The following is a 25,708-nucleotide window of genomic DNA, read 5'->3' as shown; positions in this document are numbered from 1 at the left end:
CTGTATGAAGCTTATCCGTTCTGATGTGTTAAAGACGGCTGGTACCGGAGCGTTGAGCACGACCGGGCTGCCACCCTTGGGACCTCTGCGGGATCGACAGCACCGAGCGCCGTCAATTGCACCAAAAGGTTGCCGATCGCGCTCGCTTCTACCGGTCCGGCAATAACCTCTTTGCCGGTGGCATCCGCCGTCAATTGGCACAGCAGCTTGTTCTGAATGCCGCCGCCGACCATGTGAATGCGGCGCACCGGACGGCCGGTGAGCGCCTCCAGCTCGCGGATCGTATCCGCATAAGACCTGGCCAGACTCTCCAGAATCGAGCGGATGATCTCCGCCCGGGTCTGCGGCACCGGCTGTCCGGTGCGGATGCAGTAGGATTCAATCCGCAGCGGCATATCGCCCGGTGTGCTGAAGAGCGGATCATTCGGGTCCAGCATGGCGATGCACGCCTTGGACCGGTCCAGCTGCCCGGCCAGCTCGGCGGCTTCCTGATGGCTGAGCGGTTCCCCCGCTTCAGCCCAGCACCGCTGGGTCTCCTGGAGCAGCCAGAGGCCGGTGATATTCTTCAGCAGCCGGTTCGTGCCGCCGAAGCAGCTCTCGTTGGTGAAGCCGCTGGCCCGGGCGGCATCGCTTAATACAGGCTCCGCCGTCTCCAGGCCCACCAGCGACCAGGTTCCGCAGCTGATGAATGCAGCGGATGGCAGCGGATCGCTGAATCCGTCGATCCGGTCTGGATCGCTAATGCCAGGATCAGCGCAACGAGAATCGGCATTGCTGGACTCAGCGTAGCTAGAGCCGAAGCCGCCGTAAGGAATGGACGCCACGGCCGAAGCCGTATCATGCGAGGCTCCGGCGATGATCTTAAGCGGACCGCTGCCCAGCTCTTGCTGGAGCGCGGGCCGGAGTTCACCCAGCACCGTGCCTGCCGGAACCAGCCGGGGGATCAGCGTCTCCGGCAGCTCCAGCCTGCGCAGCACTTCGGCTGCAGGCGCTGTGGACTGCAGATTCAGCAGGCCGCTGGTGCTCCAGATGGTCTGCTCGGCCACGGCCACGCCGCTGAGCATATAATGGAACAGATCCGGCATCATCAGCAGCTGCCTGGCGGTTGTCCGCAGCTCCGGATTCGCCATAAGATCGGCAAACAATTGATACACCGTATTAATCGGGCTGGACTGGTTGCCCGTCAGCTTGAATTGCTCTGCCGGAGGCAGCGCAGCCTCCAGTGCCGAAGCGATGTCCGCCATCCGCTGATCCCTGTAATGGTGAGGAGCATACAGCAGCCCGCCCTGCTCATCCAACAGGCCATAGTCGACTCCCCAGGTATCCACGCTCAGAGAGTGCAGCGGTCCGTAGCTTGCCGCAGCCGCTGCAATCCCTTGCTTGATCTCCTCAAGCAGCCGCTGCACATCCCAGTGCAAATGTCCGTTGACCTCTACCGGTCCGTTAGGGAAGCGGTGAATCTCCTCCACCGTCACCTTCCCGTCCCTGTAGCTTCCCAGCAGCACTCTGCCGGAACTGGCTCCCAGGTCGATGGCCAGCAGCCGGATTCCTTGGTTACCGGTTACCTCCATCACTTGCGTCTTCGTCTCTGTCATCTTCCCACCTCTTCACCTGGAGGATTAGTAGAGCGGGCCAAAGTTGCGGCAGGCTCTGTAATCGGCACTCTCCAGATTCTCTGTGCCGAACAGCGACCAGACACGCGGGCGGAAAATCCGCGATTCTTCCACGTTATGCATACTGACCGGAATCCGCAGGATCGAGGCCAGCGTAATGAGATCCGCACCGATATGCCCGTAGCTGATCGCCCCGTGATTGGCGCCCCAATTGTTCATCACATCGTAGACAGACTGGAACGAGCCCTTGCCGGTCAGCTTAGGTGCGAACCAGGTTGTCGGCCAAGTAGGGTCCGTCCGCTGGTCGAGCGTGTCATGCACCTCTCCCGGCAGCTCCACCGTGTAGCCTTCCACCAGCTGCAGTACAGGTCCCAGACCCTTGACCAGATTGAGCCGGGCCATGGTGACCGGCATACCGCCACGGGTGAGGTAATCCGTCGAGAAGCCGCCTCCCCGGAAATATTCCTGGGAAGCCGGACGGAACTGGGTCTGCGCGATACAGGCCGCCGCCTCTTCATCCGTGATGTCCCAGAACGGCTTGATCGCCGGCTTGCCGTCAATACTCTGCTCGCCGGTGCCATCCAGCGCTGCCGAACCGGAATTAATCAGATGCAGCAGGCCGCCTGCCGCTGCTCCCTCCAGCTCATACCCGGTCACACGCTTCACGGCAGCCGGACTCCAGAAGGTGCGCACATCAGCAAAGATCTGCGCCGTATTCGTCAGCAGGTAATTGAACAGCATGGTCACCCCGTTCAGGCTGTCATTCTCAGTGGCGACGATATAAGGCGCCCGTCTGCCGTTCCAGTCGAACGAGGAGTTCAGAATCGTCTCCATGAAATCGCCGTTAGGGAAGTGGTCAGTCCATTGCCGCTGGCCCTGGAAGCCGCCCAGCAGGGCATTGTGGCCACTCGCTTCTTCTTCGAAGCCAAGCTTCGCAAGCTGCGGATTGCCGGTCATGAGATCACGGGCAATCAGCGTCATTTTGACAACCGTCTCCCACTGCTCTTCCTTAACCTCCTCACTGAGCTGCAGATGCTGCGGGTTATTATCCGCTCCCACACGGCAGTTGTCCTTCACCCAGGCCAGCGCCCGCGTGAACTCCTCGGGATCATAGATCCCTTCCTCAAATCTGCGTACAAATTCGGACATATCGATATATTCATTGCGCATGCCGAGATATTCCTGGAAGAACTGCTCGTTTACAATAGAACCGGCGATTCCCATCGACACGGAGCCCATCGACAGATAGGACTTCCCCTTCATCAGAGCAGCCGCCAGCGCGGACTTCGCGAACTGCAGCAGCTTCACCTGAACATCCGCCGGGATCTCCTCGCTGCTGGATTCCTGGACATCCTCTCCGTAGATGCCGAAGGCCGGAATGCCTTTTTGCGCATAAGCAGACAGAACTGCCGCCAGATATACCGCCCCGGGGCGCTCCGTTCCGTTGAAACCCCATACCGCATGCGGGATTGTCGCATCCATATCCATCGTTTCCGATCCGTAGCACCAGCACGGGGTGACTGTAATGGATACGCCTACACCTGCACCCGCGAACTTCTGCGCCGCCGCCGCAGCCTCCTTCACGCCGCCAATCGTAGAATCTGCAATGATACATTCCACCTGAGAGCCATCAGGATACCTTACATTCTCCTGCAAAAATGCCGCCACGCGCTGCGCCATGCCCATCGTCTGCGCCTCCAGCGATTCGCGCACTCCGCGTCTTCTGCCGTCAATCGTCGGCCGGATTCCAATCTTCGGATAATTTGCTGTCACTGCTGTTCCTCCCCAAATCGTTAGTTGATAGTATGAGAACATTACACTGGAGCTATAGCTCCGATTAGTAAGCGCTACCAAATACAGCCTCTGCGGTCTGCACCCTCTTGTCTTTCGCCGCAGGCTTTCCATTTCCTCTACATCATAGAATCACTTACCTGTAAAGTCAACACTATTCCACACTTTAAATTTGGTTATTGTGTGGTTTTATGTGATATAATTTCAATGAACTGTGGAATTGTTTGTGATTGTGGGATTTATGTTAGGCAGCAGATTATAGTAAACTGTATACAACTACATAACGTAAGGGTGGGCATGATATGAAGGCTTTTGAACGGCGGGATCTGGTCATTAATGAGCTCTACAGGCATAAGAAGGTTCACGTTGCGGATCTGGCGCAGAAATTCGGTGTATCCGAGGAGACGATCCGGCGCGATCTCGACCGGCTGGACAAGGAGGGCATTGCCAAGAAGAATTACGGCGGGGCGATTCTGAACGTTCACACCAACGAGGACCCCTCTTACTCGCACAGGCATCAGGTCAACATTGAAGCGAAGCGGATGATTGCGGCAAGGCTGCTGGAGCTGATTAATGACGGGGACAGTGTGATGACGGACACCAGCACAACGGCTTTTGAAGGATTGCGGAGAATCGTCGAGGACAAAAAAAATCTGACCATCATCACCAATTCCCTGGCGGTATTGTCAGAATTCCAGCATTCCGGGCAAAAGCTCATCTCCACGGGGGGCCTGCTCGGGCCGGAGACCAGCTCTTTCGTAGGGCCTACGGCCTCGCAGACCATCCTGAAATATAATGTGGATGTGGCTATTTTCAGCTGCAAGGCACTCTCCATGAACGGCGGACTCTGTGATTCCAACGAGGCGGAGACCGAGCTTAAGGTGCTGATGCAGCAGCAGGCGAGCAAGGTGGTCCTGCTGGCTGACCATTCCAAGTTCGACCGGATCGCCTTCATCCGGCTGTTCAGCTTCGACAAGGTCGATTATATCGTCACCGATCAGCGGCCGTCCGAGGAATGGATCGAGTTCCTTGCCAAGTATCAGGTCTCCCTGCTCTACCCTGCGGATTCACAATAAGTCTTAACGTTCACGCTTAAAAGCCTGCGCCGACACGTACACGAACCGTTCCGCTCTGGCCATCATATGGAACTTCTGCTCCGGGAAGTGGCGGTACAGGTAATCCACGAAATAGCCCGGATTCTCGGCGTTGCCGGCGAACAGGTCATAATGCAGCGGAACCACGGTCTCAAAGCCTGAGGTCGCCGCAAACTCCGCCGCTTCCCGGTAATTCATATTGCCGACAATATTGCGGCTTCCCCGGTAATAGTCACGGCCGTTAATCGGCAGCAGCGCCAGATCGATCTTGCGGCTGCCTACCTCCTCAATCAGCTCAGGGAACAGCACGGTATCCCCGGCATGATAGAGCTTTACCCCGTTCAGCTCCAGAATGTAGCCGACATACTTGGGATTGCCCTGTTCATCGCGGTCCAGTTGCTCATGCGCCGCTGCCACCGGATATACCTTCAGGCCTTGTGCGGGCTCTGCTTCACTGGCAGGCAGGGCAGCGGTGAGGCGCTCCTTGCCGATGCCCAGCTCCTGCAGACGTTCCAGGCAGACCGCCGGAGCCATGAACTGCGCCTGCGGATTCAGTCCGGCAAGCACGGGCAGGGCCTCCTCATCCAGATGATCCGAATGGTCGTGGGTAATCAGGCAGACCTCCATATTCTTAATATCTGCCGGTGCAACCGGCGGCGGGAAGCTGCGGTCCGGATTCGGTGATACATACGGGTCAATATATACGGTTACATCTGCGCCCTTGACAATAACGCTGGCTTGTCCGAGGAACCAGACCGCCAGGCAGCCGTAAGGCACCTCGGTGCTGCGGATTTCTTCGATTAATTCTTGTCCTGCTAATGGCATAGCGGGTTGCTCCCTTCCTCTTCTATCGCTCATTCATCATGGCTGGCTGTTTCATCCCTGTTTAGTTTATACCCGCGAGAAGACAAATGGAAGCGCTTGTGATAATCCCTGCTTGTTACCAATGCCATTTCATGGGTACAATTATTAGATAGTCTACTTCTATAATGGACAGGTAAAGGACAGGTGAAATGAATGCAGAATTACGGATTCGCAAGAGTCGCCGCCGCTTCCCCGGAGCTCCGGGTGGCCGACTGCGTATTCAATGCAGACCAGATAATTGAAGCCATCAATACAGCCAGCACCCAGGAGGTGGAGTACCTGGTACTCCCGGAGCTGTGCATCACCGGCTACAGCTGTGCGGACCTGTTCCTCCAGCCCCGGCTGCTGGAATCCGCGATGCAGGCGCTGCTGCGGATTACAGCAGCTACGGCAGAGCACCGGATGATTGTCATTGCCGGTCTGCCGGTCTCCATCAAGAGCAGGCTGTTTAACTGTGCCGCAGTCCTCCAGCAGGGCCGGATTCTCGGGATGGTGGTCAAGACCTGCATCCCCGGATACAGCGAATTCTATGAGCCGCGCTGGTTCGCAGGAGCCGAAGAGCTGGAGGTGTCCGAGCTGCGGATCGGCGGATCGGCGGTGCCGGTGGGCAATGATCTGATTTTTGCCTGCGAGAGTGACGGGAATCTGTCGTTCGGTGTGGAGATCTGCGAGGATCTCTGGGTGCCGGTGCCGCCAAGCAGCCTGCTGGCCCAGGCCGGGGCCACGCTGCTGTTCAACCCGTCGGCCAGCAACGAGCTGGTTGGCAAGGCGGATTACCGCCGCCAGTTGGTCGGCGGCCAGTCTGCCTCCTGTGTGGCCGGTTATGTCTATGCCAGCTGCAATACGGGCGAATCGACAACAGACGTTGTCTTCGGCGGACATTCGCTGATCGCGGAGAACGGCCAGCTGCTGGCCGAATCGGAACGCTTCACCCATGAGAGCCGGATGATTACCGCCGACATTGACCTGCCCCGGCTGCAGTATTCCCGCACCGTGATGGGAACGTTCCGGGCCGGCAAAGGCGGACGCAATTACCGCGAGATTCTCTACGCCACGCCGCTTAGCAGCGGCAATGAGCGGGAGCTGAAGCGTTCTGTAGGCGTCAACCCGTTCGTGCCGGGCAATCCGCTCCAGCGGGACGAGCGCTGCCAGGAGATTCTCTCGATCCAGACCTCCGGTCTGATGAAGCGTATCCGCCACATCGGCACCAAGCAGGCTGTGATCGGCATCTCCGGCGGCCTCGACTCTACGCTTGCGCTGCTGGTTGCCGTGCGGGCTATGGAGCTGCTCGGGCGTCCGGCCAGCGATGTGCTGGCGGTCACGATGCCGGGCTTCGGTACGACCAGCCGCACGTACGACAACGCGGTAGGCTTGATCAAGGCACTCGGCGCCTCAATGAAGGTCGTTGACATCAAGGCGGCCTGCCTCCAGCACTTCCAGGACATCGGCCACGACCCGGAGGTGCATGACCTGACCTACGAGAACGTACAAGCCCGCGAGCGAACCCAGATTCTGATGGACCTCGCCAACAAGAACGGCGGAATTGTCATCGGCACGGGCGACCTGTCCGAGCTGGCGCTGGGCTGGTGTACCTATAACGGCGACCATATGTCGATGTACAGCGTGAATTCAGGCATTCCGAAGACGCTGATCCAGTATGTTGTCGCCTGGTATGCGGACCACGAAGCACACGAGACGGTGAGTAAGTATCTCTACAGCATTATCGAGACCGGAATCAGCCCGGAGCTGCTGCCGCCTTCGGCCACCGGAGAGATTGTCCAGCTGACCGAGAATATTCTGGGCCCTTACATTGTGCATGACTTCTTCCTGTATTACATGCTGCGTACAGGCGCTTCTCCCGGCAAAATGCTCTATCTCGCCCAGCACGCCTTCGGCGGGGCTTATCCCAAGGAGCAGCTGACCGCCTGGCTGAAGGTGTTCGTCACCCGCTTCTTCACCCAGCAGTTCAAGCGCTCCTGCCTGCCGGACGGACCGAAGGTCGGTACGGTCAGCCTCTCGCCGCGCGGCGACTGGCGCATGCCAAGCGATGCTTCCGCCGCGCTCTGGCTGCAGGAAATCGAAGAACTGTAGTTCCTGGCCGCAGCAGCATGGCATAATGCAAAGAGGCGTCCCCATCATCACAGGATGATCAGGGACGCCTCTTTTTTTCAGCAATCTGCTTCACTCGTACCTATTATCAAGAATCAAGACTTCATCGCTGCCGAACGGGGTCTGAATCGTTACCGTCTCTCCCGGGCACGCCAGAATCAGCCCTCTGCCCATCGGCGACCAGAGTGAGATGCAGAATTCATCCAGCTCCGCTTCACCGGGGATGACAATCCGGTACGGCTCATCAAGCGTCTCCTGGCCGATCCGCAGCGACACCCGGGACCCGACCAGCACCATAGAACGCTGAAGCGCATCGCTGTCACCGGACAGAATCTGCTCCACCGTCTCCTGATAACGCTTGATCATCGCTTGAACCTCTGCCCGCTCAGCCGGAGACTCCCACGTTCCCCTGTCCAGAATGGAGAATTTATGCTCATCGAGATAGACCAGCTGCTGCACCAGCTCCTCGCGGAAGGAAACCGTTTTGAGACTATGGCTCATAGTAGATTTCACCTACCTTCTTCATCAGGTCATGCTCGAAAATACGCTTGTTCCTGCTCATAGCCCTCAGTCCTCCCATATAAGAAAATAGATCCCGCACAGGGACCTATTCTCTATGATAGCATCTTTCTATGGAAAGACAATCTCATGTACTGGGAATGGACGGCAGCGGTTCAGTGCTTCACAGAATGTGCAGATTTCCCGGATGCTTCGGCAGCGGACCGGCTGTACATATTCAGGTCCTGCAGCTTGATCAGCACCTTACCGAACCGTCCGCCTTGGCGGACAACGACTTGCTGCTGCGGGTAGGCCGTGTGCAGATAATCCGTAACTGTCTTGCGGGTAGTCTCTCCCCCGTCCAGATGATGCAGCGGCAGCATCTCCATCACCTCTGCGGCTGCTGCTTCCAGTGATAGCTCCTTGCTTTTCGTTTCGCGGGTAATGATGGTCTCATAGGAATAGCCCTTCAAATATAATAATTGAGTCAGATAAGCCATATCCGAGGATTCTGCATGAACCTCCCGGCCCGTCAGCAGCGGCAGCACTTCATTCATCAGGCTATGCTCCTGCACACCTGCCGAGGTGCTGATATAGCAGTATTGCCGGGCACAGCTGATCACCTTCTCCGTGCTCTCCCAGTCGAAGACCGCCGGGCACATGGACACGAAGACCAGATCGAAGGCGTTCAGCCAGCCGCGTGCTGCAATGTCGATATTCTCGAACGCTTCATGCACCAGCTCCACCTGTCCCGGAGCGAATCCGGCAGTGTTCTTCAGGAACAGCTCCGCTAAGGGAACATTAGGCTCTACTGCTGTAACCTTGGCCCCCCGCTCGATAAAAGGAACCGTGAACCCGCCCGAAGCCGCCCCCACATCGAGCACAGTCAACCCGTTAAAATCCACGCCCTGGCCTTCCATCCAGCCGATAATCCGCTCACTCCGGTCCCGCCCGGCACTGCTGAATACCTCTTCATTGAACACCTGCGCCTTATGATCGAAGCTCGTGTGCGGGTTCATGCCCATCGCCTTGAACTTGTTGGCCATTGCCTTGGGATCTTCCTTCCAGGCCTTCTCCCATACGCTTGCATCGAATAATCTGTTGCTCATCACTGAATCATCCTCTCGTGGATACATAATAATCTTAATGTAGGACTATTGGCTTTACGGACTTAACAGACTTTGAATATCTATAAAAACTCCTAAGTTGAAACGGATGTACCCTCCTTTAAAAGGACGGCTCCGTTTCATACTTAGTGGCACTGCCTCATTTTCTCAGCAAGCTCGGACATCATTTTGTTACGCAGATAGTCCTCCATCTGCCCTTCGGCCTTGACCATCTCCTGCTGGATCAGACACTCGCTGGGATGGTCCAGGGTGCAGTCAAACAGCGATGCAGTCCCTTCAATAGCATGGATGATATCCAGAAACGAGATTTCTTCCCCTTTGCGCCGCAGACGATACCCGCCATTCGCCCCGGATGCAGATTCGATAAGCCCGGCCTTGACCAGCTTGGTCAGAATCTTGGATAAATACGTAGGCGATACATTCTGCCGCTCGGCAAGCTGCTGCACGCCCATTGGCTTATCAGGAGTGTGCGCCACCAGGAACAGCATCGTGTGCAGGGCGTAGTTCGTTGCTTTGGAGTATTTCATGTCTTATTCCACCTTACCTATGGACTATGTCCGCAATTACAGACTTCACTTGTCTATGATAACCCTTATGTGGAGGGAATGCAAGGGGCGGGGGAAGAATAACAAGTGAACACAGCAATGTTGTCCTTTAGGCAGCACGCTTACGTCCGCCTCGGCACATTGTGTTCGATTTTTCGCCTACATTTGGCCCGCGCCCCGCGCACCGGCACATTGTGTTCGGTTTTTCGCATACATCCAGCCCGCGCGCCGCAACAAAAAAACAGAGCCCCATAATCCATGAGGCTCTGTATCGCAGCATTATCTGTGGCTGATATGCCCCGTCTACACTCCACTTACTTCCGCAAAGGGTACTGGAATCTGTATTCCCCGGAGCCGAGTGTAACCTTCACCGCCTGTACCAGCTGCTCAGCGGAATGAATGCCGGGGACCTGCTCAAGCGGCTGCCCGGCTGCCATTCCTGTCTCCGACACTTCGGCCAGCAAGGCGTCCGGCAACAGCACCGTAGCTGAGGTATTCGGCGGAATCACGGCGATCAGCCCGATTGTCCCGGAATCTATCGTCCATTCGGAGCGGATCGTCCCGTACATGGATTCCAGACTGGCGGCAGCCGAGGTCAGTCCGCCTCCCGGATGCGGCTGGATCAGGAACTGCTTATAGCCCGGCCCCTCCTCTGTCTGCTCGATCCCGGCCACATGGCGGTACAGGAAATCCCCTACCGCTCCATAAGCATAGTGGTTGAAGGAATTCATCGACGCACTCCAGAAGCTTCCGTCCTCCTTAATTCCGTCCCAGTGCTCCCAGATCGTAGTTGCGCCGCGGGTAATCGGATACAGCCAGGATGGATAGTCCGTCTGGAGCAGCAGCTTGTAGGCAGCCTCGTAATGTCCCGCATCCGCCAGCACCAGATTCAGATAAGGCGTGCCGACGAAGCCGGTCGTAAGGTGGTACCCGCTCGCTTCCAGCAGCTGTATAAGTCTCGCTACCGTGCGGTCCTTCGCACTCCCCTCCACTAGTCCGAACATTAACGCCAGCACACAGGCTGTTTGGGTAGCCGGACCTTTCTCCCCCGCTGGCAGGATATACGCTTGGTTGAACGCATCTTTGACCTGGTGATGAAGCTGTGAGTAATTCTCTACATCTTCTGTCCTGCCGAGCACCTTCGCCGTCTTCTCCATCAGCTGGACCGAATAGGCATAGAAGGCAGTTGCGATATAATTCCGGTCCGTTGCACCCACATGACTGTCAGCCTTGGCATCCAGACCCAGCCAATCTCCGAAGTGGTCGCCGGTATTCCACAGGAACTCATCCGTACCCTGGCGGCGGATATACTCCACCCAGCCCTTCATGCTGCTGTACTGCTGCTCAAGAATCCGCTTATCCCCGTAACACTGGTAGACCGTCCACGGACAGATGACCGCCGCATCGCCCCAGGCTGCAGAGGAATGCGCCTCCTCCCCAAGCACATGCGGAATCACGTAGGGAACGCCGCCATCCTCCCGCTGATCCGCAGCCAGATCCCCCAGCCATTTGCTGAAAAAAGGTGCCACATTCATCAGATACGCCGCCGTGCGGATGAACATCTGTGCGTCGCCGGTCCACCCTAGCCGTTCATCCCGCTGCGGGCAGTCGGTCGGCACATCGACGAAATTGCCCTTTTGCCCCCAGAGGATGTTGTGCTGGAGCTGATTCAGCAGTGCATCGGAGCAAGTGAAGGTGCCGGTCGGCTCCATATCGGAATGCAGCACCACGCCCGTGAAGTCCTGCAGATCCAGCGGGTCCGGGAAGCCGATCAGCTGGACATACCGGAAGCCCTGGAAGGTAAAACGCGGCTGGAAGCTCTCCCGGCCCCCGCCTCCGGCGATATAAGTAACGGTCTGCCGGGCTGTCCGCAGGTTCTCGGTATATACATTTCCCTGCTGATCCAGCACCTCGAAATGCCGCAGCTGATATTCCTGACCCGCCGCGCCATCTACGGTGAACCGCAGCCAGCCGACCATATTCTGGCCCATATCGAGCACCGTCTCCCCCGCCGGAGTGCGGATGAGAGCAACAGGTGCCAATTCCTGGACCGCCCGGACCGGATCATTCTCCTGTGCAAGCAGAATATTCTTGGCATACGGAAGAATCTCCGCAGCCAGCCACAGCGTGTCATCGTAACCCGGCGTGCTGAAGCCGTGCTGCGCCAGGCGGGCGTCATAGGTCTCCCCGTGATACAGCTCCGACATCAGCAGCGGGCCGGGCAACACCTTCCACTGCGGGCCGCTCCCTATGATCTGCTCCGTGCCGTCCTCATAGGTGAGATGAAGCTGCAACAGCAGCGCTGTGCGGTTGCCATAGATATGCTTCCTGTGCTCCCAGCCGAGATTCCCTTTGTACCAGCCGTTCCCGAGCCAAGCTCCGGCCACATTGTCCCCAACCACCAGTTGTTCCGTTACATCATACGTCTGATACTGCAGGCGGTGGCTGTAGCTGGTCCACCCAGGATTAAGATAAGTATCTCCGACCCGCACCCCGTTCAGCTCCAGCTCGTACAGCCCGAGACTGGTCACATAGATCCGGGCCCGGGCGAGCGGCCGGTCCACCTGGAAGCTTCCGCGCAGCAGCGGACTTTGCTCTGCATCTTCCGCAAGGCAGGCCAGCGGAGCCGTAATCCATTCTGCGGTCCACTCCTCCGGCGAGAGCAGCCCCATCTCCCACCAGGCCGCCTGCGACCACTCCGTAGGGCGGTTGTGCTGATCCCATATTTTCACCCGGTAATAATAAATCTGCCTGGACTGCAGCTCCAGCCCCTTCAGCTCGATATGGAGAGATTCACCAGACTCCACTCTGCCCGAGTCCCACCATACGCTCCCGAAATCCGCCGCACCTGACACCTGTAATTGATACGCCTGCTGTCTCACATCGCGCTCATCCGTATGCAGCTGCCAGCTGAATCTCGGTAAGCGGATATCCAGTCCCAGCGGATTCTCCTGGTACTCCACTCGCGGTTTTTGGATAGCTATCATTGAATACACCTCACCTTTTATAGGATTAATCCTGTATACCTGTATATATGATGCGCTTTCTATTACAATTATAGGATTCCGCTTGGTTTGCATGACCTGCAATATGGACATTTCACCGGGGTAAAAAGGACTTTATACCATCTGGAGGAGGGAACTGATGGATTCGGCCAACCATACGCTAAAAGGGGAGTATTTCTTCCGGGGCAATCTCCTGTTATATGTGAACCGCGCTACCGAGACCTATGATCTTCCGCTTCACTCCCATGACTTCATGGAGCTGACCTTCGTGGCCGAGGGCAAAGGATTTCATTATATCGGCCAGAAGGCTCACCCGACCGGCAAGGGCCAGCTGCACTTCATTCCTGTCGGCGTGTCCCATGTCTTCCGTCCGTCTTCACCCAGCTCTCTGCGTGAGCCGCTTGTCGTGTACAATTGTTTGTTTAAGCCGGAGCTGCTGGACCGTCTTGCCTGCGTGATTCAAGACCCGCCGATTGCCTCCTACCTGGAGCAGATCAGAGAACAACGGCTGCATTCCTTCTCCCTGACGGATCTGAATGGTTCCATAGAGAACCTGTTTCTGGCGCTTCACCGTGAGGTTCACCTGCCGCAGAGCGGCTCGGACAGCTATTTGCTGACCCTGTTCATTCAACTGCTGATCAGTATCTACAGGCTGGAGCATGATGAGATTCAGTTTCCGCTGGGCAAGCAGACGCAATTTTTGCAGATTCTGAATTATGTCCACCTGAACTATGTGCAGGAGATTACCCTGACGCATCTCTCACGCAGCTTCGACTGGAGTGAACGGCATCTTCAGCGGCTGTTCAAGGCGCATACCGGGCAGACCTTCTACCGGTACCTGCAGAACATCCGGATTCAGAAAAGCTGCCTGCTGCTGGTCCAGCAGCCCAAGTCGCCCGTTCACCTCATTGCAGAGCAGGTAGGCTACCGCGATCCGGCAACGTTCAATCTGGTGTTCAAGCGGATTATCGGCACCACACCGGGGATCTACCGGCAAACACCGGGAAGGAAACAGATAGAAGCGGTGAACCCGGAGGAACAACTTTAACGCGGAATCATTGATGTTATTAGGAAATAGTGTTAGGCTATCAACGGTAAACTCCATTCCAGCTACACAGAAAGGTAGTCCTATGATTAAAGTTCAACACCTGTCCTTCTCCTTCCCGCAAAAAGAGCTCTACACTGACATTTCGTTTACGCTCGAAGAGGCGCAGCATTGCGCTTTTATCGGAACCAGCGGCAGCGGAAAAAGCACCCTGATCGATATCCTCATCGACCGGAACAGATATTTGTTCGACGGTACAATAGAGATGGAGCCTGATTGCAGCATCGGGTATGTGAGCCAGTTCGCCAAGCCTGACCAGTCTCTAGACACCACCGTGTTTGAATATATAGCCGGACCTTTCATTAAGCTACAGGATGAAATACAGCTCATCTGCACTGAGATGGAGACCTCGGCGGATATTGAGCCGCTGCTGGAGAAGTATCAACTGGCTCTGGACGCTTTTGAGGCCTTGGGCGGAGATGATTACGAGAGTCTCATTCACAAAAAGCTGAATCTGGCTGACCTCATGAGGCGCAGGGATCTTAAGGTATCCGAGCTGAGCGGCGGGGAATTCAAGCTTGTTCAGGTAATGAAGGAAATGCTGAACCGCCCCGACTTCCTGATTATGGATGAGCCGGATGTCTTCCTGGACTTCGAGAACCTGAATGCGCTCCGGCAGCTGATTAACTCTCATAAGGGAATTCTGCTGGTGGTTACGCACAACCGTTATCTGCTTAACCATTGTTTTAACAAAATCATTCACCTGGAGAATAAGGAGCTTCAGGAGTTTGACGGCCGTTATCTGGAGTACAACCTCTCCCTGCTTCAGACCAAAATAGAGCTGCAGGAGCTGGCCCTCGCTGAACAGGAAGAAATCGAGCGCAACGAGAACATCATCGACAACCTCCGGGCGATCGCCACGTATAATTCAGAAGCCTCCAGAGGAAGAGCGCTGAAAGCGAGAGTGAAGTTCCAGGAAAGACTGGAGGCCCGCAGAATCAAAGCGCCGTTCGTGGACATTAAGCAGCCGCAGATTCATTTGGGGATGGTGCATGAGCCGCAGGACGCGGACGCTCCTGTAGTGACAGTCCAGGATTACCGGGCGGCCTTCGATGAGCTGCTGCTGGACAAGGTTAGCTTCGAGCTGCATGCTGGTGATAAAGTCGCCCTGATCGGTCCGAACGGTACCGGCAAAACAACCCTGCTGCGCGATATTGCGCAGGGCCAGCACGACTCTATTACCCTCAGCCCGGAGGCCACAGTGGCTTATCTGTCCCAGCTTCAAGGCGAAGTGCTGAACGATTCCAACACCCTGCTCGAAGAATTCATCGAGGCCGGGATGGCTACGTATGATGAGATCCGCTCCCATCTGGCAGGCTACGGCTTTGAAGGCGAGATCGTGAACCAGAGAATAGCAGCCCTGTCCGGCGGCGAAAAGAATTTGTTACAGCTGGCCAAGGTGTCTGCCTTGAAGGCCAATGTCCTGCTGCTAGACGAGCCGACCAGCCATCTGGACACCTACACGCAAATCGCGCTGGACCAAGCCATTCAGGAGTACAAGGGCGCGATTCTCATGATCTCCCATGATTTCTATTCCGTAGTCAACGGGATGGATTATGTACTGATCATTGACGATAAGACGGTCCGCAAAATGACGATCAAGAAATTCAAGAAGATGATTTATGCCCGGCATTTCGATAAAGATTATCTGGAGCTGGAGCAGAAGAAGAAAGCAGCCGAGACCCGGGTAGAACTGGCGCTGAAGGATAATAATTTTGAGCTTGCCAAAAGTCTGGTTGCTGAGCTTGAAGAGCTGATTAAACAGATGTAAGCAGGGTTCCTCCGGGAGCCCTTTTCTGCATTGACAGCAGCGAAAAAGAATCGTTAAACTGAACGTACTACGCGAGATTCCATCAGGAGGCACCTACAGGAGGCAACTTAGATGAAGAAGCTTCTTCTCTCCCTGCACAAGATCCGTTTCAAAATGTTCGTGATCATCCTTGCCTGTATGCTGACCGTTGCGCTGTCGATCAGTCTGATTGCCTACCGGTATATCACCGATCTGCTGACCGAGAAGCAGATGAGCCAGATGAAGTCGTATGCCGACCGGCAGTTCGAGCAGCTCGAACGGATTCTGGCGGACATCAAGGCTCCGCTGGGGCAGCTGGCCGGACAACTGGCCGAGACAGACCAGTCCCGTGAAGCGGTTACCCGCGTCCTGCGGATGTATCAGTATTCGGTGTACCCTTTTTCCAGAGGCATGTATTTCATCGCCCCGGATTATTCGATTTATGAGACGGCGCAGACTACAACGCTGCCCGATGAGCTGAAGAACCGGCTGTATGCCGGAGCCCGGTCCTCCTGGACCTCCCTGCAATCCTTCGGCCCCTACCAATCCGCTAATAAAGGCCTGGTGCTGACCATTGCCGTAACCGTTTACAGAGGTACAGAGATCCAGGGCATCCTGGCGGCTGACCTCGACCTTCTGGCCATTAACGGGCTGATCACCGGGATGAATCCCTCCCCGGCAACCTCTACACTGCTGTTCAATTCCGGGTTACAGCCGATCCTCAGCTCGGTGAAGGTCAGACAGGATGAATACAGCGGGCTTTTTCCCCAGATCCAGAGCTTTCTTAGGCATAATGAAGACGGCCTCCTCCCCCTGTATACCGATCACGAAGAGTTTGTTGCTCTGTTTGGCGGTCCCAATTCGCAGGGCTGGCGGCTGGTCAGCTTTGTCGATAAGCAGGATATTCTCGCACCGGTCACCCAGCTCCGCTATTATGCGATCTATCTGGCCCTCTTTTTCATCCTGCTGTCGCTGATGATCTCCTTCTTCCTGGCCCGTTACATTGACGGCCCCATCTCCGGCCTGATCCTCCAGATGCGCCGCATCCAGAAGGGGAACCTCGGGCTGCGGGTCCAATTGAAGCGCAAGGATGAATTCCGCACGCTGGCGGATTCCTTCAATATCATGCTGGACCGTATCGGGGAGCTGATTGACGACAAGCTGCGGACGGAGAAGCTGAAGAAGCAGTATGAGTTCCGGGCCTTGCAGGCGCAGATCAACCCGCATTTCCTGTACAATACGCTGAACTCGATCAACGCCCTGGTCGATCTGAAGCGGACAGATGAGATCGCCAAGGTGCTGCATGCACTGGTGAATCTGCTGGATTATTCCATGGGCAAAGGCGAGGCGCTGACCACGCTGGAGAAAGAGCTGGAGGGGCTCAGTCATTATATCTACCTGCAGCAGATCAGGTACCAGTACAAATTCGAGGTCAGCATAGACGTTGACGAAGACGTGCTGGACTGCCGCATTCTGAAGCTGACCCTGCAGCCGATTCTGGAGAATGCCATCTTCCACGGAATAAGGGGGAAGCGGCGCGGGGAAGGACTGATTACTGTACGCGGCAGGCTGCTGCAGTCCAGGCTGGTGCAGCTCGAAGTAGAGGACAACGGCACCGGGATCGCACCGGATCGCCTTAGCGGGCTGCTGGACCCCTCCGCCCCGCCGCCCGGCGGAGCGGAGGGGATTCCGCATTATTCTTCGATGGGTCTGCGGAATGTCCACGAACGGCTGCAGCTCCATTTCGGCGAGGCTTACGGCCTGAAGATTACAAGCACAGAAGGCGCGGGGACGATCATCAGCATCACCTTCCCCGTAGTGAGAGGAGAACCGGCAGATGAGCAATAATCCGGTTGTACTGGACAAGATACGATGTATTGTAGTGGATGATGAGGCACTGATCCGGGAGCGGTTCCGGTATGCTTTTCCGCTGGAGGAGCATGGATTCGAAATCATCGGGGAAGCGGAGGACGGCGAAGAAGCGCTGGAGCTGTGCAGACAGCTCAGCCCGGATATTGTGATCACCGACGTGGTGATGCCGGGGATGAACGGGCTGGAGCTGACCGGACAGCTGAAGCAGCTCCTGCCGAGGATCAAAGTCATTATTCTGTCTAGCTTCCAGGAGTTTGAGTTCGCCCGCAAGGCGGTGGCGCTGGGCGCACTGGGCTATCTGCTGAAGGTAACCTCGGGCTATCAGGAGCTGCTGGAGATTCTGGATCAGGCCCGCAGCGAGATCGAGGCCGACCGGGAGCGGATGCTGCTGTCCATTGAGGAGCGCAAGCAGCTTCAGGACAGCCAGCCGCTGCTGCGCAAGCAGCTGATCCTGGATATCCGCAGCGGAATGGCCCATTCCCCGGCCAGGCTCGGGGCCGCCTGCGATTTCGTGAACTGGCACCGGCCGGGCCCGGTATTCACGCTGGGGCTGGTCAGCATCGACCGCTACAGCAGCCTGTCCCAGACCTTCCATTCCAAAGATCTGGCGCTGTTCAAATACGTGATGATGCGGATGATCGAGGAGTTGGCGGAGACCAGCCTCCCCTGCAATGTATTTGACTGGGATGAGCAGAGCATCGGTCTCTGGATACTGCTCCAGGACCCGGGCGATGCTGCACAAGTGTCGCCGCTCTGTGAGAGCATACTCCACCATGCGCGTAAATACCTGCCCTTTACGGTGTCGGTCCGGGTTAGCAGGGCGCACCGGATGGAGGCTTCGCCGGAGGGGTGGCCGTCCGCTTTCGGAAGTGCATTCGGGGACTTAGAGGAGCTGAAGGCCGCCTTGTTCTATGAAGGCCATGGCAGCTATCACGCATATAACGCTGTGCACGGAACGGTTCAGGGTAAGGAACCGGGTACTGCCTTGGTGGCTGCCGCCGCCTCCCGGCATAGTATGCCGGAGCTTCCCGATCCGGCTGAACGGCTGGCCGGACTGAGCGACCCTGCCGGGCTGCAGCGGCTGGTGCATGACGATTATATCCGGCCTCTGGTGTCGGCGAAGCCGGAACCGGAGCGGCTGCTGCACTGGATGGAAGAGCTGGCCGGGCGCTGGACCGCTGCCGACTCCCATTCCCGCAGCCGGTTCCTCGCCGGAATTGGCGGCGTGGAGACGATCCATGATGCGGAGGAGTTCCTGCTTAGCCTGTTCCTGTGGAAGCAGAGCGCAAGCCGGCTCGCCTTCGACCAGCCGGTACAGCGGGCCGAAATCCAGAAGGCGCTGGATTATGTCGCCCGCCATTACCGCGAGCCGCTCAGCGTGGCGGACATCAGCGACTACACGGCCATCAGCCCGAATTACTTCAGCCACCTGTTCAAGGCTCAGACCGGCATCAACTTCTCCGACTATGTGACCCGTTACCGGATCGAACGGTCCAAGCAATACCTGCGGGAGACCGAGATGCAGGTCGGTGAGATTGCCGAACAGATCGGCATCCCGGATTACAAATATTTCGCCAGAATCTTCAGGCGGCTTGTCGGCAAGACACCCAGCCAATACCGCGAGGAGGAGGGCGGGCGGAGCGGCCGGAAGTAGCGGAGTGGCCGGGTGTAGCGGAACGGCCGGAAGTAGGCGAGTGGCCGGGTGTAGCGGAGCGGCCGGAAGTAGGCGGGAGCAGGCTGACGCAGGCGGTGCGCCCTCTGGCTAATACTGAGAGTTTTCTCTCCCACCGGTCGCCTGTATGGAGAGCATTGCTGCACATATTGCAGGATTTTTCTATAACTGTTACTGGCGGCGGTACAATGTTGCATGATTTGCACAAATTCCGGTGCAAAGAGCAAGTTAGCGCCGACTATGTTGCATTTCGTGCAGGATTTCAGTATAGACCGCTTCTATTGGGCAATATTGCTGCATTATTTGCAAGATTTCCTAAGCAATGACAAAGAGGCCGTCCCGAAAGCCGTGGATCATGGCTTGGGACAGCCTCTTCTATTCTTTTTTATAAGCGGTCAGCCTTACAGGGTATCATCCGCCACGACCAGTTCGAACACCGAGCCGGCGGCGAAGAGCGTTCCGTTCTTCGGCTTGAAGGTCACGGAGGTCACAGCGGCGTTGTTCTTCCAGCGTCCGCCGTACAAGGCCAGGCGTCCGCCCGCAGCGCCGATCAGCGACAGCATATGCTTATGGCGGTCAGTGTCGGCATGGCGGATAATGGACAGCGCTCCGCAGCCGAACTGGCCCGCTTCCGCTTCCCCGCCGGGGATCACCCCAATCTCATTATCGCTCTGGAGCACGGTCTCATGCGTCTTGTCCATGGCAGATGCCCGCCGGATCGCATAATTGGCCGCAGAGGCATCCCCGTTCAGCTCGATCAGCAGCCGGTCCTCCGTCCCGGAGGCATTGGTTCTTGCCACTGCAACCGCACGCAGGCCTACAGCACCAGCCGGGACCTGGAGCGTAACGGAGGCTTCGCCCGCTGCTGAGACCACATGCCGGGCCGCCGGAGCTTCAGCCTTATAGGCGCTGATGATGGAGCCCGGCAGGAAAGACTCGCCGCCCATACCGGGGAAATAATGCAGATGGTTTAAGGCCTCCGTGTTCCTTCTACGGCCGTTCTCCTGGCTGACCGGATAGAAGACCTCTTCAAAAGCAGCATGCTGGCTGATCCATGGCTTATGGAAGGCGGTGCTCCGGTACTCCGGATACATCACCACCAGATTGCCAAAGGAATCCGCCGGGGCAGCGGCCGCCGTTGACCAGCCCACCCGCTTCTCCGTAAAATATTCATCAATAATTTTATTATCCGCGATGCCTTCCCCGCCAAGGCGCTGGATGGGATAATTGGCGGATGACGTATCATTATTAAGCTGCTGATAGACCCGGTCGCCCTGGCGGGTAGCCAGATTCTGGCTGGATCTCATCTGCATCATCAAGACCAGATGGTTAGCATCTGCGGGCAGTGAGCCGAAGGTGAATTTCTTCGACTTCTCGTCAGGCAAGCGGTCTGCTGCCAGCCTGGCCTCATCCACGGCATACAGTGTAACAATGGACCCGATGGCCCATTGGTTGACGCCGCCGGGAACATTCTGCCACGGCCGCAGGGCGATGGAATCCACAGCCGCCGTGCTCTCCCAGGCCCCGGAGTGGCGCTGCAGCCGGGTCTCCAGCGAGGACCCCATACTCTGCCACAGCTTCAGGTTATCTGTGCGGAAGGCATACGGGAACAGCAGATACCCTCCTCCGTATCCGGCAGAGGCTGGAGGGATGTCCACGCCCTGCGCAATGTTGGTATTCGTAGTGCTGACTGTCGTAATCGCTGTGCCGCTTGCTGTGAATTCCCGGCGGTTATAATGGCTGGCCGTATCGCCGTTCAGAATGACCTCGCAGAATCTGCGCTCGGTGTAGGTCTGGGCGGCGTTCACTTCAATCACCAGATGGCGCGTGCCTGCTGGCACGAGCGCCGCCAGGGAGGTGAAGGTGACCGCCGTCTCCGGCGCACCCTGGACCTTAATTTCAGCAACACGGACAAGCGGCAGTGCAGATAGAATACTCATGAATCATCGCTCCTTCGATTTTTGGAATAGGTAACCTGTAGTGACATCATTCAGAACAAGGGCTAACTATGATCCGGCACCCGGGCGGCAGCGGCCAAACCGGCTGTGATCCGGCGGGCAATGAAGGTATCCTCCTTACTCATTCCGGCAGCTTGCGCAGCTTCATCATTGCCGGACGACTCCCGGGGTAAGTCTTCCGGCCATATGTCATCAGCAATATAGGCCAGCGCAGCGGCATCGGGAATCCGGCCCTGTCTGCGCAGCTCCTCTACCGCAGGAACCATCAGCAGCTCACCGGAACCGGCTGTACCGGCGGCTTCCTCCGGCCAGCGGATATCCAGGTAAATCTCATCCGGGTAGAAGCCTTGGCGGAGACGCAGCAGCAGCCGTAAGTCCCCCATCCGCCACGGCTGCCAGCGTCCGTTCCCCTCCTGCCTAAGCGGCTCTGTCCCCGTCAGGACGGCCGTTAGTGTTAATGGAGACTCTCTGCGGGAATTGCCCTTCCCGTCACCGGACGGAAGAAGTGACCCCGCCCGGATGAAGCCGCGCCCGTTCTTGGTGGCGATCTCCACTACAATCTGCGCACCTTCCTTCCATGATCCCAGACTCCGGGCTTCGTACAGAACGCGCACTCCGGCTTCTTCCAGCAGCCGGTCTGCCGCCAGTTGGGTCAGTACCGGCTCCAACTGCTCGCCGTTCCACGCCCCCTCCTTGCGAAGCAGCTCCAGCAGCTTGCGGACGGCCGCAGCCTCCTGCTTATCCGCTCCATGGAAAGCAGTGAGCCGGGACCGGGTAACCTCCGTCATCAGAGCACTGCCCGGCGCAAGCAGTACTACGCGCTTGCCTGTCAGGCCCAGGGCGGCAGCACAGATCACCTCAGCTGTTCCCGCTCCGGTAACCGCAACATCGAATGTACCAAGCGGCGGAACTGCCGCTGCCTGAGACGCTGCATCCGCTGTACCGCCGGGAAGCAGACGGGCGGCCGTGTTGCGGACGTACCCCCGCGCATCGGCGGAGGCTGCGGCAGCCAGCTTCCCGCTTAGGCTGTCATCCGCCCCGGCCTGCGCCAGAATGGCGGCGGCCCGCAGCTCCAGGCTCCAGCGGAGCGATTCAGGCCGGTCGCCGTGCATCCGGTAATCCTCCCCGGGAACGCCGGAGGCCAGCCAGTTCTTCACGGCCGCAGCCGCTGCTGCCTGCTGCTCCTTGTCCAGCAGCGGCAGGACAGCAGACAAGTAATCCAGCAGGAACGTGCTGTGCACTGCACCCGGCTGCTCCGCAAGTGCACGGGCCGCCTCTTCCAGCCCGGCGGGTCTCTTCAGCATCCGCAGCAGAACGAAGGATGCCACCCAGAAGGGCACGCATTTCGGATGGTTGCTGAGCTTCCTGCCATCCCTTGCGCCAATAAGGCCAAGCAGATAAGGAATGGCCTCCTCTCTGCCGAGCAGTGCCAGTGTTATGGCAGCATTGAAACCAGCCACGGCAGACTGCTCCTCCAGTATTCCTGCCAGTAACCGGACCACCTTCGGGTCACTGCCTGCGCCTGCGGAATGGCCCAGCAGCCAGACCGCCTTCCAGCCCTCTTCCCTGCCGAAGTACCCGGCAAGCTGCTCACTGTATGTGGCAGCGTTATCCCCATCCAGCTTCAGACCGGCCAGACTGCCCTGCCGGAAGCGTAGGTTCCGCCCTGCGGTCCGCCGCAGGTCCTCCTGCTCCAGCACGCCGCGCTCAGCCAGTCGCTGCTGCAGCAGCGAACGGTCCACCTGACGGGGGGCGCAGCCGCGTTGTACGCTCAGTGCAGCCGCTACGCCGGCTGCTTCGCCAACCTTATGCATGTCCTTCTGCATCCGCACGCCCATGCCGGCATCCCTGTCCACCGACAGGGCGCGGCCTGCCACCAGCAGCCGTTCCAGCCCTTTTGGCAGTAGCGCCCCGTAGGGAATATCGCACCACAGCCCCCGGACGAACAGGCCCATCACCGCAATCCACAGCTGGCTGAACTCACTCTCATTGCCGGTATCGAAGCCGTGATTATCCAGATGGGAATAGCTGCGGGCGATCACCTCCGGCGAAGGCCGGTCTTCGATGTAATCCTGCAGCGTGATGGTGACATCCCCTTCGATAAGTCCGCCTTCTCTCACGCCAAGCATGGAGGACACAGCGAAGTAACGCGCCCCCTGAGCGTAGCCTTCCCTGACCCACTCTCTTCCGCGGGTGAATGCCCGGGAGACATCCCAGGGATCATACGGGTCCACCCACCCGGCATCCAGATTGTCGTACCCGATCTCACCCTCCAGGGTCCGGCGCGGAATGAACGAGTAGTTATGATAGATGCCGTCCAGCTCCCGGCCGTAGCGGAGCCTGCCCCCGGCCATACGCACCAGATGGGCGTTGCCGGTGCTGTCGATGGTAACCCCGGCGCGGATCTCCAGCGGCCCGGCCGGACTCAGTAGCCGCACACCTGCGACTCCCTCACCTTCCATGATTACCTCATAGACCACCGAATCCAGCCAGACCCGGATTCCCTTCTCCCGGCAGAGGGCGGCGAGCGCCACCCGCTTCGCATCGGGATGGAAGCCCTTGGTCCTCCCTCCGAACACGGCAGCCGCTTCGGCAGTCCGGCGGTCAATCTCTTCCTGAAGCCCCCCGGGAGACCCGTAGTAATAACGGTGGATGCCGCCCCGGGTGGCGACACCGCCCAAGGCGGTATCATTTTCTATCAGGATCACGCTGACGCCTTCTTCGGCGGCCGCAAGGGCCGCTACACAACCAGCCGTCCCTCCTCCAACGACAAGTACATCTGCTGAGACGGCTTTTGACTGAATCATGCACACACCTCCTGTTGCTTAGCCTTTGATGGAGCCGGCCAGACCTTCGATGAAATACCGCTGCAGGAACAGGAACACGATGATAATCGGCACCACCGACATCACCGCTCCCGCGGCAAGTCCCGTCCAGTCTACGCTGTTCGTCCCGAAGAAGTTATACATGCCGACCCCCAGCGTACGCAGCGACGGCTTGCTTAAGGTGAAGGTCAGCGGGACGAAGAATGCATTCCACGCGCCGATGAAGCTGAAGATCGTCACTGTGCCGAGAATCGGCTTGGACAGCGGCAGCATGATGCTGAAGAACATCCGGAAGTACCCGGCGCCGTCAATCGTAGCGGATTCCTCCATCTCTTTGGGCAGGGAGGCGAAGTAGCCGACGAACAGCAGAATCGAGACGATTTTGGACGGACCGGACTCGGCCAGAATGACCCCCATCAGCGTATTATTGAAGCCGAGGCCGACAATCAGCTCGAACAGCGGGAGAATCGTGAAGCCCTTGGGCAGGAACATGGAGATAACCAGCAGGGTCATAATCAGTTTTTTGCCAGGCATGTTGCCTCTCCCCAGCGCATACCCGGCCATCGAGGTAATTACCAGGACAAGCAGAACTACCGATGCGGTAACAATCACCGAGTTGAAAAAGTACTGATAAAAGTTCGCCAGCTCCCACGCCCGCACAAAGTTATCGAAGGTCGGCTCTTTGGGGATGACGTTAATGCCGCCCAGGAACATTTCGCTCTGCGACTTGAAGGATGACGAGATGATCCAGATGAACGGATAACTCCAGATTAAAGTGAAGCCCAGCAGCAGAAGCTGGACAGGCAGTTGTCTGAGCAGCCGGTTAAGCCTGTACATGGTTATTCCGCTCCTTTCGCGCCGGATCTGCGGGCATATTTGCCGGTCAGCGCCTGGATGATGACGACTACGAGCACAGCCAGACTGAACAGAATGCCTGCGGCCGAGGCGAAGCCATACCGGGACGAACCGCTCTCCGGCTCAAACGCATACCGGAAAATATAAGTCTGCACCACATCGGTCGCTTTGACCGGGCCGCCCTCAGTCATCGTACGAACCAGATCGAACGGGTCCAGGTTATTGATGAACGTCAGCAGGGTAATGACCAGGCCAATCGGGGCCAGCATCGGAATCGTGATCCGGAAAAAGCTCTGCACTCTCCCCGCCCCGTCAATTCTCGCCGCCTCGTACAGCTCACCCGGGATCGTCTGTAATCCTGCGAGCCAGTAGATCATGGGGGTCCCGAAGCTTTTCCAGACGGAAACCGCCAGCAGGGTGGGCAATGCCAGCTTGGTAGAACCCAGGAAGTTAATCGGCTCACTGATGATTCCGGTATTCAGCAGCATCTCGTTCACCGCACCGCCCAGCGGATTCAGCAGAATGGAGAAGATCACTCCGATTACCGCTGTCGTAGAGATCACAGGCACAAACAGCAGCAGCCTATAGATATTTCTCCCCGCCAGGAACTGGTTGTTGAGAATAACCGCCACCACCAGCGCCAGCGGCATCTGGATCAGGACATGGGTCAGGGCGAAGAAGAAGGTGTTCATGAACGCGTTCCAGAAGCCCGGGTCGGCAGCCACCTCCCGGAAGTTGCCCAGTCCGATGAAATCAGCCGGCCAGCCGATGCCATCCCAGTTGAAGAATGAATAATACCAGCTTGCAATCATCGGCCATAGGGTAAAAGCGGAAAAGAACACCAGCATCGGCAGCACGAACAGATAATGATAGCGGTGCTTCTTGATTTGTTTGAACAGCTCCGCTCTCCGAGAGAGCGGAGCCTTGCCGGCGGGAGCAGGGATCGTCTGCTGCGTGCCGTAGCCCATGATGCATTCACTCCTGTC

At 57.6% G+C, this 25,708-nt stretch carries 17 protein-coding genes; 6 read left to right on the top strand and 11 right to left on the bottom strand.

Features of this window, described 5'->3' with window-relative positions; genetic code table 11:
• Window positions 1–11 precede the first annotated feature (11 nt).
• Window positions 12–1,595: a rhamnulokinase gene (locus NSS64_RS06900; protein WP_341139675.1), complete on the bottom strand. Its 1,584-nt coding sequence runs from the start codon at window positions 1,593–1,595 to the stop codon at window positions 12–14.
• A gap of 24 nt (window positions 1,596–1,619) precedes the next feature.
• Window positions 1,620–3,428, bottom strand: coding sequence for an L-fucose isomerase (locus NSS64_RS06895; protein WP_341142777.1), 1,809 nt, complete (start codon window positions 3,426–3,428; stop codon window positions 1,620–1,622).
• 278 nt (window positions 3,429–3,706) lie between these two features.
• On the opposite strand from NSS64_RS06895, the gene NSS64_RS06890 reads away from it, so the two are divergent.
• Entirely contained in the window at window positions 3,707–4,480 is a 774-nt protein-coding gene (locus NSS64_RS06890; RefSeq protein WP_340939381.1) for a DeoR/GlpR family DNA-binding transcription regulator, read from the top strand.
• A 3-nt stretch (window positions 4,481–4,483) separates the two neighbouring features.
• On the opposite strand, the gene NSS64_RS06885 is transcribed toward NSS64_RS06890, so the two are convergent.
• Window positions 4,484–5,323, bottom strand: a complete 840-nt coding sequence (locus tag NSS64_RS06885) for an MBL fold metallo-hydrolase (RefSeq protein ID WP_341139674.1) — start codon at window positions 5,321–5,323, stop codon at window positions 4,484–4,486.
• Between the two features lie 192 nt (window positions 5,324–5,515).
• Between NSS64_RS06885 and NSS64_RS06880 the strand changes: the two genes are divergently transcribed.
• A complete protein-coding gene (locus tag NSS64_RS06880) occupies window positions 5,516–7,453 on the top strand; it encodes an NAD(+) synthase (RefSeq protein ID WP_341139673.1) in 1,938 nt (645 codons plus the stop codon).
• 90 nt (window positions 7,454–7,543) lie between these two features.
• Here NSS64_RS06880 and NSS64_RS06875 read toward each other — a convergent pair whose 3' ends face one another.
• From NSS64_RS06875 to NSS64_RS06860, 4 genes are all read right to left on the bottom strand, one after another.
• Window positions 7,544–7,972, bottom strand: a complete 429-nt coding sequence (locus tag NSS64_RS06875) for a GreA/GreB family elongation factor (RefSeq protein ID WP_340939378.1) — start codon at window positions 7,970–7,972, stop codon at window positions 7,544–7,546.
• Window positions 7,973–8,145: 173 nt separating this feature from the next.
• Window positions 8,146–9,078, bottom strand: coding sequence for a class I SAM-dependent methyltransferase (locus NSS64_RS06870; RefSeq protein WP_341139672.1), 933 nt, complete (start codon window positions 9,076–9,078; stop codon window positions 8,146–8,148).
• Window positions 9,079–9,221: 143 nt separating this feature from the next.
• Complete coding sequence (locus tag NSS64_RS06865; RefSeq protein WP_340939376.1) at window positions 9,222–9,623, bottom strand: RrF2 family transcriptional regulator; 402 nt, start codon at window positions 9,621–9,623, stop codon at window positions 9,222–9,224.
• A 332-nt stretch (window positions 9,624–9,955) separates the two neighbouring features.
• Window positions 9,956–12,628, bottom strand: coding sequence for a glycoside hydrolase family 78 protein (locus tag NSS64_RS06860; RefSeq protein WP_341139671.1), 2,673 nt, complete (start codon window positions 12,626–12,628; stop codon window positions 9,956–9,958).
• A gap of 157 nt (window positions 12,629–12,785) precedes the next feature.
• Here NSS64_RS06860 and NSS64_RS06855 point away from each other — a divergent pair, with 157 nt between their 5' ends.
• The 4 genes from NSS64_RS06855 to NSS64_RS06840 all read left to right on the top strand — a co-directional run bounded on the left by NSS64_RS06855 (window position 12,786) and on the right by NSS64_RS06840 (window position 19,066).
• A complete protein-coding gene (locus NSS64_RS06855) occupies window positions 12,786–13,694 on the top strand; it encodes a helix-turn-helix transcriptional regulator (RefSeq protein ID WP_341139670.1) in 909 nt (302 codons plus the stop codon).
• Between the two features lie 82 nt (window positions 13,695–13,776).
• Window positions 13,777–15,522 (top strand): ABC-F family ATP-binding cassette domain-containing protein, encoded by a 1,746-nt coding sequence (locus NSS64_RS06850; protein ID WP_341139669.1) that lies wholly within the window; start codon window positions 13,777–13,779, stop codon window positions 15,520–15,522.
• 111 nt (window positions 15,523–15,633) lie between these two features.
• Window positions 15,634–17,388, top strand: coding sequence for a sensor histidine kinase (locus NSS64_RS06845; RefSeq protein WP_340939372.1), 1,755 nt, complete (start codon window positions 15,634–15,636; stop codon window positions 17,386–17,388).
• On the top strand, window positions 17,378–19,066 hold the full coding sequence (locus NSS64_RS06840; RefSeq protein ID WP_341139668.1) for a response regulator: 1,689 nt from the start codon (window positions 17,378–17,380) through the stop codon (window positions 19,064–19,066). Before NSS64_RS06845 ends, NSS64_RS06840 begins: the two co-directional genes overlap by 11 nt.
• A gap of 419 nt (window positions 19,067–19,485) precedes the next feature.
• Here NSS64_RS06840 and NSS64_RS06835 read toward each other — a convergent pair whose 3' ends face one another.
• The 4 genes from NSS64_RS06835 to NSS64_RS06820 all read right to left on the bottom strand — a co-directional run bounded on the left by NSS64_RS06835 (window position 19,486) and on the right by NSS64_RS06820 (window position 25,690).
• Window positions 19,486–21,024 carry a hypothetical protein gene (locus NSS64_RS06835; protein ID WP_340993647.1) on the bottom strand — a complete coding sequence of 513 codons (1,539 nt, stop codon included), beginning with the start codon at window positions 21,022–21,024 and terminating at the stop codon, window positions 19,486–19,488.
• Between the two features lie 62 nt (window positions 21,025–21,086).
• Window positions 21,087–23,849: an FAD-dependent oxidoreductase gene (locus tag NSS64_RS06830; protein WP_341139667.1), complete on the bottom strand. Its 2,763-nt coding sequence runs from the start codon at window positions 23,847–23,849 to the stop codon at window positions 21,087–21,089.
• Window positions 23,850–23,867: 18 nt separating this feature from the next.
• Window positions 23,868–24,704, bottom strand: coding sequence for a carbohydrate ABC transporter permease (locus tag NSS64_RS06825; RefSeq protein WP_340993649.1), 837 nt, complete (start codon window positions 24,702–24,704; stop codon window positions 23,868–23,870).
• A gap of 2 nt (window positions 24,705–24,706) precedes the next feature.
• The gene (locus NSS64_RS06820; RefSeq protein ID WP_341139666.1) at window positions 24,707–25,690 is read right to left on the bottom strand and encodes a carbohydrate ABC transporter permease; all 984 of its coding nucleotides are present in this window, start codon (window positions 25,688–25,690) and stop codon (window positions 24,707–24,709) included.
• Between the last annotated feature and the right edge of the window lie 18 nt (window positions 25,691–25,708).

Origin of the sequence: Paenibacillus sp. FSL H8-0122 (genome assembly GCF_038005345.1) — a bacterium.
GTDB lineage: Bacteria > Bacillota > Bacilli > Paenibacillales > Paenibacillaceae > Paenibacillus_AQ.
This window is presented reverse-complemented; position numbering and strand designations above follow the sequence as displayed.

What these genes read in the sequence shown, in the direction of transcription:
- NSS64_RS06820 (WP_341139666.1), bottom strand. Translation starts at nt 25,690, where the DNA reads ATGGGCTACGGCACGCAGCAGACGATCCCTGCTCCCGCCGGCAAGGCT.
- NSS64_RS06855 (WP_341139670.1), top strand. Translation starts at nt 12,786, where the DNA reads ATGGATTCGGCCAACCATACGCTAAAAGGGGAGTATTTCTTCCGGGGC.
- NSS64_RS06825 (WP_340993649.1), bottom strand. Translation starts at nt 24,704, where the DNA reads ATGTACAGGCTTAACCGGCTGCTCAGACAACTGCCTGTCCAGCTTCTG.
- NSS64_RS06875 (WP_340939378.1), bottom strand. Translation starts at nt 7,972, where the DNA reads ATGAGCCATAGTCTCAAAACGGTTTCCTTCCGCGAGGAGCTGGTGCAG.
- NSS64_RS06845 (WP_340939372.1), top strand. Translation starts at nt 15,634, where the DNA reads ATGAAGAAGCTTCTTCTCTCCCTGCACAAGATCCGTTTCAAAATGTTC.
- NSS64_RS06830 (WP_341139667.1), bottom strand. Translation starts at nt 23,849, where the DNA reads ATGATTCAGTCAAAAGCCGTCTCAGCAGATGTACTTGTCGTTGGAGGA.
- NSS64_RS06870 (WP_341139672.1), bottom strand. Translation starts at nt 9,078, where the DNA reads ATGAGCAACAGATTATTCGATGCAAGCGTATGGGAGAAGGCCTGGAAG.
- NSS64_RS06880 (WP_341139673.1), top strand. Translation starts at nt 5,516, where the DNA reads ATGCAGAATTACGGATTCGCAAGAGTCGCCGCCGCTTCCCCGGAGCTC.
- NSS64_RS06850 (WP_341139669.1), top strand. Translation starts at nt 13,777, where the DNA reads ATGATTAAAGTTCAACACCTGTCCTTCTCCTTCCCGCAAAAAGAGCTC.
- NSS64_RS06865 (WP_340939376.1), bottom strand. Translation starts at nt 9,623, where the DNA reads ATGAAATACTCCAAAGCAACGAACTACGCCCTGCACACGATGCTGTTC.
- NSS64_RS06900 (WP_341139675.1), bottom strand. Translation starts at nt 1,595, where the DNA reads ATGACAGAGACGAAGACGCAAGTGATGGAGGTAACCGGTAACCAAGGA.
- NSS64_RS06890 (WP_340939381.1), top strand. Translation starts at nt 3,707, where the DNA reads ATGAAGGCTTTTGAACGGCGGGATCTGGTCATTAATGAGCTCTACAGG.
- NSS64_RS06885 (WP_341139674.1), bottom strand. Translation starts at nt 5,323, where the DNA reads ATGCCATTAGCAGGACAAGAATTAATCGAAGAAATCCGCAGCACCGAG.
- NSS64_RS06895 (WP_341142777.1), bottom strand. Translation starts at nt 3,428, where the DNA reads ATGTTCTCATACTATCAACTAACGATTTGGGGAGGAACAGCAGTGACA.
- NSS64_RS06835 (WP_340993647.1), bottom strand. Translation starts at nt 21,024, where the DNA reads ATGAGTATTCTATCTGCACTGCCGCTTGTCCGTGTTGCTGAAATTAAG.
- NSS64_RS06860 (WP_341139671.1), bottom strand. Translation starts at nt 12,628, where the DNA reads ATGATAGCTATCCAAAAACCGCGAGTGGAGTACCAGGAGAATCCGCTG.
- NSS64_RS06840 (WP_341139668.1), top strand. Translation starts at nt 17,378, where the DNA reads ATGAGCAATAATCCGGTTGTACTGGACAAGATACGATGTATTGTAGTG.